This window comes from Pseudomonas sp. 14P5.3.2 (assembly GCF_057799175.1).
Genome location: NZ_JBYOKU010000066.1, coordinates 1 through 9,664, shown reverse-complemented (window position 1 = coordinate 9,664; position 9,664 = coordinate 1). Strand labels below are relative to the sequence as shown.

The following is a 9,664-nucleotide window of genomic DNA, read 5'->3' as shown; positions in this document are numbered from 1 at the left end:
CCACAGTTTTTTGGAATGACACACCGCTTTCGCGAGCAAACCCGCTCCCACAGGGGGATGAGGTGCGTCAGTTACCGCTCATGAACATAAGTGCCCGGCGAAGCCTCGCCTGCCGGATACGCCTTGTTGCCCAGTTTTAGTGGCGCCTTTTTCAGATTGCCCGAGCGCTCGGCCTGCCACGCCTGCCAGTACAGCCACCAGGAATCGGTGTGCTTGGTCGAGTTCTCTTGCCACTCGTCGGCATTGGCGGTCATGCCTTCGCTGGTCATGTAGCGCGATTTCGGGTTGCCCGGCGGGTTCAGGATGCTCTGGATGTGCCCGCTGCTCGACAGCACGAACTCGACCTTGCCGCCAAACAGTTGCGCCGACTTGTAGCAGGACTTCCACGGGGTGATGTGGTCGTTGGTGCCGGCCAGCGAGAAGATGTCAGCGGTGACCTGCTTGAGGTCGATCGGCGTGCCGCACACTTCCAGTGCATTGGGGCGAATCAGTGGGTTGTTTTTGAACATCTCGATCAGGTCGCCGTGGAACGCCGCCGGCAACCGGGTGGTGTCGTTGTTCCAGAACAGGATGTCGAACACCGGCGGCTCGTTGCCGAGCAGGTAATTGTTGACCCAGTAGTTCCAGATCAGATCGTTCGGGCGCATCCACGCGAAGACCTTGGCCATGTCCTTGCCTTCAAGCACACCGGCCTGGTACGAGTGACGCTTGGCGGTCTCGAGGGTCTGCTCGTCGACGAACAGGGCGACGTCGCTGTCCAGCGTGGTATCGAGCACGCTGACCAGCAGGGTCAGGGCGTTGACCTTCTTTTCGCCGAGGGCGGCGTAGTGGCCGAGCAGGGCAGTGCAGGTGATGCCGCCGGAGCAGGCGCCGAGCATGTTGATGTCTTTGCTGCCGGTGATCGCCGTAACCACGTCGACCGCTTCCTTCAGCGCATCGATGTAGGTCGACAGGCCCCATTCGCGCTGAGCCTTGGTCGGGTTGCGCCAGCTGACGATGAAGGTCTGCACGTTATTGCGCAGGCAGAAGCGCGCCAGACTCTTGTCCGGGCTCAGGTCGAAAACGTAGAACTTGTTGATCTGTGGCGGCACCACGAGCAACGGCCGCTCGTGGACCTGCTCGGTGATCGGCTTGTACTGGATCAGCTCCAGCACGTCGTTGCGAAACACCACCGCGCCTTCGGTCACGCCGAGGCTCTTGCCGACCTCGAACGCGCCCATGTTGACCTGGCTCGGCATGCCGCCGTTGTGTACCAGATCCTTGGCCAGATGCGAGAGGCCATCGAGCAGGCTTTTGCCGCCGGTCTCGAAGAAGCGTTTGACTGCCGCCGGGTTGGCGGCGGTGTTGGTCGGGGCCATGGCTTCGGTCATCAGGTTGATCACGAAGTGGCCGCGCGCGATGTCTTTGGGTGACAGGCTGCTGTCGTCGATCCAGGAATGGAGCTCCTTGCGCCACGCCAGGTAAGTTTGCAGATAACGTTTGTAGAGCGGGTTCTGACTCCACGCCGGATCAGCGAAGCGACGGTCATCGCTGGCCGGTTGCAGTTCGGATTTGCCGAACAGCACGTTCTTCAGTTCAAGACCGAAATGGGTCACGTGCTTGACGCTATGGATCGGTTGTTTGATGGCCTGGGTCAGCACCATTCGAGCAGAGGCCAGCAGATCCTTTCCGCGCAGCCCAACGACGGGATTAAGCCCCAGGGTGTTTTCCGAGGCTTGGTACTTCAGGTCATCGTTATTCTTGTTACTCATCTACGACGCTCCATTGTCCTGAGACGAGTACCCGGTTTCTGCTGTGCAGTTCCACAGCGAATGCCAGGTACTACTGCTCGGGTGACCGTTAATTCTGCATAGCTGCTTTACAGTCGTAGAGCACTGCAGGGAACTTGCCAGCTCCATTGGTTACCCGAGTTTAATTTTTTTCGCAAGCAGGCCGATCCTCGGCCACACAGCAGCGCATTCAAACAGATGAATTTAGAAAATGCCCTCTAAACAGCAAGAGCCTCGGACTAGAGCATCAGCTTGACGATCGACTGGTCCGGATCGCGGGTTTTCCCGGCGGCTTTGAGCTCGGCCAGATAATCGGCCCAGAGTGCGTCATGACGTCGCCCCAGCTCGTAGAGGTATTCCCAGGTGAACAAGCCGCTGTCGTGACCGTCGTCGAAGGTCAGTTTCAGTGCGTACTGACCGGCCGGTTCCAGGCCGCTGAGGCCGACATTGAGCTTGCCGAATTGCAGGATCGGTTTGCCGTGGCCCTGGACCTCGGCGGAAGGGGAATGCACGCGCAGGAATTCGGCGGGCAGGGTGTACTCCTCGCCGGACGCGTATTTGAGCGTCAGGGTTTTCGAGGCTTTGTGCAGTTTGATGTCGGTGGGGATTGAGGTCATGGTCTGGCGTCCGTTGTGTGGGCGACCCTGATTCAAATGTGGGAGCGGGCTTGCTCGCGAATGCGGTGTGTCAGCCGACATTGCTGTCGACTGGCACGGCCTCTTCGCGAGCAAGCCCGCTCCCACAGGGTCCGCTACCGCTGTAAGTATGGCTTACAGGATATAACGGGACAGGTCTTCGTTCTGCGCCAATTCGCCCAGATGGCTGTTGACGTACGCAGCGTCGATCAGGATCGGCTTGTCGTCATGCGCGCTGGCCAGATCGCCGGCGCTGAACGACACCTCCTCCAGCAAACGCTCGAGCAGCGTGTGCAGGCGACGGGCACCGATGTTCTCGGTCTTCTCGTTGACCTGCCAGGCGATCTCCGCCAGACGCTTGATGCCTTCCGGCTGGAACTGGATGTTCAGGCCTTCGGTTTTCAGCAGTGCGCAGTATTGCTCGGTGAGCGAAGCGTGCGGCTCGCTGAGGATGCGTTCGAAGTCTTCCGGGCTCAGGGCCTTGAGTTCGACGCGGATCGGCAGACGGCCTTGCAGCTCGGGCACCAGATCACTCGGCTTGCTCAGGTGGAACGCACCGGAAGCGATGAACAGGATGTGGTCGGTCTTGACCATGCCCAGCTTGGTGTTGACGGTGCAGCCCTCGATCAGCGGCAGCAGGTCGCGCTGTACGCCTTCACGGGACACATCGGCGCCGCCGACATTGCCGCGCTTGGCGACCTTGTCGATCTCGTCGATGAACACGATACCGTGCTGCTCGACCGCTTCCAGCGCCTTGGCCTTCAACTCTTCTTCGTTGACCAGACGCCCGGCTTCTTCGTCGCGCACCAGTTTCAGCGCTTCCTTGACCTTGAGCTTGCGAGCTTTCTTCTTGCCCTTGCCCATGTTGGCGAACAGGGACTGCAACTGGTTGGTCATTTCTTCCATGCCTGGCGGCGTGGCGATCTCGATGCCGGCCATTTCGGCGACTTCGATTTCGATTTCCTTGTCGTCCAGCTGCCCTTCGCGCAGGCGCTTGCGGAACAGTTGGCGCGTGTTGGAATCCTGAGCCGGCTCCTCGTTGCTGAAGCCCATGCGTGCCGGTGGCAGCAGCGCGTCGAGGATGCGGTCCTCGGCAGCGTCTTCGGCGCGGTGGCGTACGCGGGTCATTTCCTGCTCGCGGAGCATCTTGATCGCAGCGTCGGCCAGATCACGGATGATCGATTCAACGTCACGGCCGACGTAGCCGACCTCGGTGAATTTGGTCGCTTCGACCTTGATGAACGGCGCGTTGGCCAGTTTCGCCAGGCGACGGGCGATCTCGGTTTTACCGACACCGGTCGGGCCGATCATCAGAATGTTTTTCGGGGTCACTTCAACGCGCAGCTCTTCAGGCAGCTGCATGCGGCGCCAGCGGTTGCGCAGGGCAATCGCGACGGCGCGCTTGGCATCGTCCTGGCCGATGATATGGCGGTTGAGTTCGTGGACGATTTCGCGGGGAGTCATGGACATAGTAATTGGCGGTCCTCAAGCAGAAAAAAGCCGTGGCACAGGGGCCGTATCAGGCTTCTTCAGCGAGATCCTGCTCCTCAATGGTCTGAGTGTGGTTGGTGAATACGCAGATGTCGGCAGCGATGCCCAGTGCGGTTTCGACGATTTCACGGGCCGACAGGTCGGTCTTTTTCAACAGTGCGCTGGCTGCAGCCTGTGCATAGCCACCGCCGGAACCCATGGCGATCAGGCCATTCTCGGGTTCGACCACGTCACCGTTGCCGGTGATGATCAGGGACGCGTCCTTGTTGGCGACCGCGAGCATGGCTTCGAGGCGGCTCAGGGAGCGGTCGGTGCGCCATTCTTTGGCGAGTTCGACAGCGGCGCGGATCAGGTGGCCCTGATGTTTCTCGAGCTGGCCTTCGAAACGTTCGAACAGGGTGAAGGCGTCGGCGGTGGCACCGGCGAAACCGGCGATGACCTGGCCGTGGTACAGGCGGCGAACTTTCTTCGCGTTTCCTTTCATCACGGTGTTGCCGAGAGAAACCTGGCCGTCGCCGCCCATGACGACTTTGCCGTGGCGGCGGACTGAAACGATGGTGGTCAAGGGAAGAGTCTCCACGCAGCGGGGCGAAAATGCCTTATGCCCATTCATATGGGGGTGCTGGAGAGGATTTCAACCGGGGAGGGCGTAGAGGGACGAACGGCTGAGGGCAGATCAGAATTATGCTGTGCTGGTTATGCCGGCTTCGCGAGCAGGCTCGCTCCCACAGGGACTGCGTGATTCCTGTGGGAGCGAGCCTGCTCGCGAATGAACGATGACGCGATGCTACTGACGGAATCAGCGGCTCTGGCGTTGTTGTAACAACAGGTTGCTGAAGCCGCTGCCCGCCAGTTGTTTCTGCGCAGTCGTCAGCTGTTCGCGGTTGCTGAACGGGCCGACCAATACGCGGTACCAGGTTTCATCCTTCACCGTGCCCGATTCAACCGAAACGGCCTGGCCGAGCAGAATGATCTGCGCCCGTACCTTGTCCGCGTCCGCCTCTTTGCGGAACGAACCGGCCTGGAGGAAGAACTTGGTCACCGGCGCCGCTTTCGCCACCGGTGGCGCTGGCGGCGGGGTAATGCCCGACAGCGCAGCCTGCGCCCGCGCGGTATCGATCTTCGCCGCTTCCGCCGGGGTGACCGGCGTGGTCGGCACTTGTGGCGTCGGCAGGGTTTTCTCCGGCACGGCATCCGGCGGCACGATCACTTCCGATTCCGGCAGCAGGGTGTAGAAGTCGTACTTCGGCTTCACCGGTTGTGTCGGGCTCGGCGGGGTCTTGTTGGCCTCGGCGATTTTCGTGGCTTTCTGCTGTTGCGCTTGCTCGATCTTCTCGCGCTTGACCGTGTCGCTGCCCTTGCCCGGCTCCAGTTTCATCAGGAACACGATGAACGCACCGACCGTCAGGCCGATGGCCATCCACAGCCAGCCCGGAATCGGTTGCTTTGCAGGAGCTTGGTAACGGCTGGCGCCACGCTTGGGTGCAGGTTTTTTCTTGGCAGCCAACTTACATGCGCTCCAGAGTTTCCAGGCCCAACAGTTCCAGGCCTTGCTTGAGAGTACGACCGGTCAGCGCGGCCAGACGCAGACGGCTCTGCATCCGGGCCGGCGTTTCGGCGGCGAGGATCGGGCAGTTCTCGTAGAAACTGGAGAACAGACCGGCGACGTCATACAGGTAGGTGCAGAGGATGTGCGGGGTGCCTTTTTCCGCGACGTTGTTCAGCACTTCGCCGAACTGCGCCAGTTTCGCCGCCAGCTCTTGTTCGTGCGCCGCTTCGAGGACGATCTGGCCATCGACTTCGCTGAAGTCCTTGCCCAGTTTGCGGAACACACCGGCCACACGGGTGTAGGCGTACAGCAGGTACGGCGCGGTGTTGCCTTCGAAGTTGAGCATCAGGTCGAAGTTGAAGCTGTAGTCGCTGGTGCGGTGCTTGGACAGGTCGGCGTATTTCACCGCACCGATGCCGACAACCTTGGCAATGTTGCGCAGTTCGTCTTCGGCCAGTGTCGGGTTCTTCTCTTTGACCAGGTTGTAGGCGCGTTCCTGTGCTTCGGTCAGCAGGTCGATCAGTTTCACGGTGCCGCCATCACGGGTCTTGAACGGACGGCCGTCGGCGCCGTTCATGGTGCCGAAGCCCATGTGTTCCATTTCCATCGGATGGGTCACGAAACCGGCCTTACGCGCCACGGCAAACACTTGCTGGAAGTGCAGGGCCTGGCGCTGGTCGACGAAGTACAGCGCGCGATCAGCTTTCAGCTTGCCACTGCGGTAGCGCACGGCTGCCAGGTCAGTGGTGGCGTACAGGTAACCGCCGTCAGCCTTGACGATGATCACCGGCAGCGGGTCGCCGTCGGCGTTCTTGAACTCGTCGAGAAACACGCACTGGGCGCCGTTGCTCTCGACCAGCATGCCGGCAGCTTTCAGGTCGTTGACCACGTTGATCAGGTCGTCGTTGTAGGCGCTTTCGCCCATCACGTCGGCCATGGTCAGTTTGACGTTGAGCAGTTCGTAGATCTTCTGGCAGTGCGACAGCGAGATGTCCTTGAACCGGGTCCACAGCGCCAGGCATTCGGCATCGCCGGCCTGCAGCTTGACCACCAGACCACGGGCGCGGTCGGCGAATTCTTCGGACTCGTCGAAACGCTGCTTGGCGGCGCGGTAGAAGTTTTCCAGATCGGACAGCTCATCGCTGGTGATCGGGTTTTCCTGCAGGTAAGCCATCAGCATGCCGAACTGGGTGCCCCAGTCGCCAACGTGGTTCTGGCGGATCACTTCGTCGCCAAGGAACTCGAGAACACGGGCCACGCCGTCGCCGATGATGGTCGAGCGCAAGTGGCCGACGTGCATCTCTTTGGCCAGGTTAGGTGCCGACAGGTCGACCACGGTGCGCTGTGCCGGACCGGCCTTGCGCACGCCAACGTGAGCGTCAGCCAGGGCGGCGTCGAGGCGCGAGGCGAGGGCCTGGGTGTTCTGGAAGAAATTGATGAAGCCTGGGCCGGCGATTTCGGCCTTGGTGACGTTCTCGTCGGCCGGCAGCGCGGCGATGATTTTCTCCGCCAGATCGCGCGGCTTCATGCCCGCAGGTTTGGCCAGCATCATGGCGATGTTGCTGGCGAAGTCGCCGTGGGTCTTGTCACGGGCGTTCTCCACCTGAATCGCCGGCGACAGGCCTTCAGGCAACACACCTTCGTTGACGAGTTGGGTGAGGGCTTGTTGGATCAGCTGGCGAATGGTGTCTTTCATGGTCTTCTCTTTCGACCGCAAGCGCGGCGGCGCATCGATGCGCGGGTGGAAAAACTGGGCATTATCCGTTGCGAAGACGGGCTTGCCAACCTTAGCAGGCAGCTTATGGATATGTGGTGACAAATTACCCTGTGGCGAGGGAGCTTGCTCCCGCTCGGCTGCGCAGCAGTCGTAAAACCGGCTGACTCGGTTTGTCTGGCATTGCGGTTTTGGGGCCGCTTCGCGCCCCAGCGGGAGCAAGCTCCCTCGCCACAGGTCAGCGTCAATACAGATCAACAGGATCGACATCCAGCGACCAGCGCACCGCCCGCCCGCTCGGCATCTGCTCTAATTCCAGCAACCAACTGCTGAGCAACCGATGCAGCGGCGCCCGCGCTGTAGCCTGCAACAATAGCTGCGCCCGATACCGACCGGCACGCCGCTCCATCGGCGCCGGCACCGGACCCAGCAGTTCGATGCCGGTCAGATTCTGCTCGACCAGCAAGCGCTCGGCCGCGCTGCACGCCTCGTCGAGAAAACCCTCGGCCTGTCCCGGCTTGTGCGCTTCGGCGCGCAACAGCGCCAGATGCGCAAACGGCGGCAGTCCGGCGGCGCGGCGCTCGCTCAAGGCCTGCTCGGCAAAGGCGAAGTAGCCCTGCTCGGTCAGTTGCACCAATAAAGGATGGTCGGCCAGGTGCGTCTGGATGATCACCTTGCCCGGCTCTTCCGCCCGCCCGGCGCGTCCGGCGACCTGCACGATCAACTGCGCCATGCGCTCGCTGGCGCGGAAGTCGCCGGAGAACAGTCCACCGTCGGCATCCAGAATCGACACCAGCGTGACCCGCGGGAAGTGGTGCCCCTTGGCCAGCATCTGCGTGCCGACCAGAATGCACGGCTGGCCTTTCTGAATCGTCGCGAACAGTTGATTCATCGCGTCCTTGCGCGAAGTGCTGTCGCGGTCGACCCGCAGCACCGGGTAGTCCGGGAACAGAATCGCCAACCGCTCCTCCGCACGCTCGGTGCCGGCGCCCACCGGCCGCAGATCGACCTTGTTGCACTTGGGGCACTGGCGCGGCGTGCGTTCGACATAGCCGCAGTGGTGGCAGCGCAGCTCGCCATAGCGCTGGTGCACGGTCATCCGCGCATCGCAGCGCGAACACTCGGACATCCAGCCGCAATCGTGGCACAGCAGCGTCGGCGCAAAGCCGCGGCGGTTGAGGAACACCAGCACCTGCTGGCCGGCGGCGAGGGTCTGGCCGATGGCTTGTTGCATCGGCCCGGAAATGCCGCTGTCCAGCGGACGGCTTTTCACGTCCAGCCGCAGAAAGCGTGGCTGCTTGGCGCCGCCGGCCCGCTCGTTGAGGCGCAGCAGGCCATAACGACCGGTGTAGGCGTTGTGCAGGCTTTCCAGCGAAGGCGTGGCGGAGCCGAGGACGATCGGGATGTTTTCCTGCCGCGCGCGCACCAGCGCCAGATCCCGGGCGTGGTAGCGCAAACCTTCCTGCTGTTTATAAGAGCCGTCGTGCTCTTCGTCGATGATGATCAGTCCCGGGTTTTTCATCGGGGTGAACAGCGCCGAGCGGGTGCCGATAATAATGTCGGCCTCGCCGTCGCGGGCGGCGAGCCAGGCGTCGAGGCGCTCGCGGTCGTTGACCGCCGAGTGCAGCAGGGCGATGCGTGCGTTGAAGCGCTGCTCGAAACGCGCCAGAGTCTGCGGGCCGAGGTTGATCTCGGGAATCAGCACCAGTGCCTGCTTGCCGGCTTCGAGGGTTTCGCGGATCAGCTGTAAATAGACTTCGGTCTTGCCGCTGCCGGTGACCCCGGCCAGCAGAAAGGCGTGATAACTGTCGAACCCGGCGCGGATCGCTTCGTAAGCGGCGCGTTGTTCGGTGTTCAGCGGCAACTCCGGCTGGGCCAGCCAGTGTTCATGGCGCACCCCGGGGGCGTGGCGGCGGATCTCCACTTGCACCAGGCCCTTGGCCAGCAGCAGGTCGAGGCTGTCCTTGCTCAGCATCAGTTTGCTCAACAACTGATGGGCGACGCCGTGCGGGTGCTGGGCCAGTGTTGCTAGGGCTTCACGCTGGCGCGGCGCGCGGGCGATGCGTGGATCATCGAGGCTGGCGCCGGGGGCGACTGACCAGAAGCGCTCTTGACGGGCCTCGGCCAGTTCGCCCTGACGCAGCAGGACCGGCAGCGCCCAGCTCAAGGTATCGCCGAGGCTGTGCTGGTAATACTGGGAGGTCCACAGGCACAGCTTGAACAATGCGGGAGGCAGCGGCGGGGTGGCATCGAGCAGGGCCAGCGCCGGTTTGAGCTTTTCTGCCGGCACTTCGCTGGTGTCGGTGATCTCGACCAGAATCCCGATCATCTCCCTGCGCCCGAACGGCACCCGCAGGCGCATGCCCGGCTGCAACTGGGCGCGTAGCACACCGGCCGGTGCCCGATAGTCGAACAGGCGGCGCAGGGGCGAAGGCAGGGCGAGGCGCAGAATGGCGTCGGGCACGCGGGGGGTCTCTATCAACACAAAAGAAGGGCGAGCGCAGAT

7 protein-coding genes are annotated in these 9,664 nt (G+C 62.2%); all 7 read right to left on the bottom strand.

Annotated features, from left to right (window positions below; all coding sequences use genetic code 11):
• Positions 1–71: 71 nt before the first annotated feature.
• Positions 72–1,751, bottom strand: coding sequence for a class II poly(R)-hydroxyalkanoic acid synthase (phaC, locus tag AC27VU_RS28790; protein WP_488725399.1), 1,680 nt, complete (start codon positions 1,749–1,751; stop codon positions 72–74).
• 257 nt (positions 1,752–2,008) lie between these two features.
• The gene (locus AC27VU_RS28785) at positions 2,009–2,386 is read right to left on the bottom strand and encodes a gamma-butyrobetaine hydroxylase family protein (RefSeq protein WP_003220870.1); all 378 of its coding nucleotides are present in this window, start codon (positions 2,384–2,386) and stop codon (positions 2,009–2,011) included.
• 153 nt (positions 2,387–2,539) lie between these two features.
• Positions 2,540–3,874, bottom strand: a complete 1,335-nt coding sequence (hslU, locus tag AC27VU_RS28780; RefSeq protein WP_003220872.1) for an ATP-dependent protease ATPase subunit HslU — start codon at positions 3,872–3,874, stop codon at positions 2,540–2,542.
• Positions 3,875–3,923: 49 nt separating this feature from the next.
• Positions 3,924–4,460, bottom strand: a complete 537-nt coding sequence (hslV, locus tag AC27VU_RS28775; RefSeq protein ID WP_003220875.1) for an ATP-dependent protease subunit HslV — start codon at positions 4,458–4,460, stop codon at positions 3,924–3,926.
• 234 nt (positions 4,461–4,694) lie between these two features.
• Positions 4,695–5,402 (bottom strand): SPOR domain-containing protein, encoded by a 708-nt coding sequence (locus AC27VU_RS28770; RefSeq protein WP_003220877.1) that lies wholly within the window; start codon positions 5,400–5,402, stop codon positions 4,695–4,697.
• Between the two features lies 1 nt (position 5,403).
• The gene (argS, locus tag AC27VU_RS28765) at positions 5,404–7,140 is read right to left on the bottom strand and encodes an arginine--tRNA ligase (RefSeq protein ID WP_003220880.1); all 1,737 of its coding nucleotides are present in this window, start codon (positions 7,138–7,140) and stop codon (positions 5,404–5,406) included.
• A 262-nt stretch (positions 7,141–7,402) separates the two neighbouring features.
• The gene (locus AC27VU_RS28760; protein ID WP_103485593.1) at positions 7,403–9,622 is read right to left on the bottom strand and encodes a primosomal protein N'; all 2,220 of its coding nucleotides are present in this window, start codon (positions 9,620–9,622) and stop codon (positions 7,403–7,405) included.
• Between the last annotated feature and the right edge of the window lie 42 nt (positions 9,623–9,664).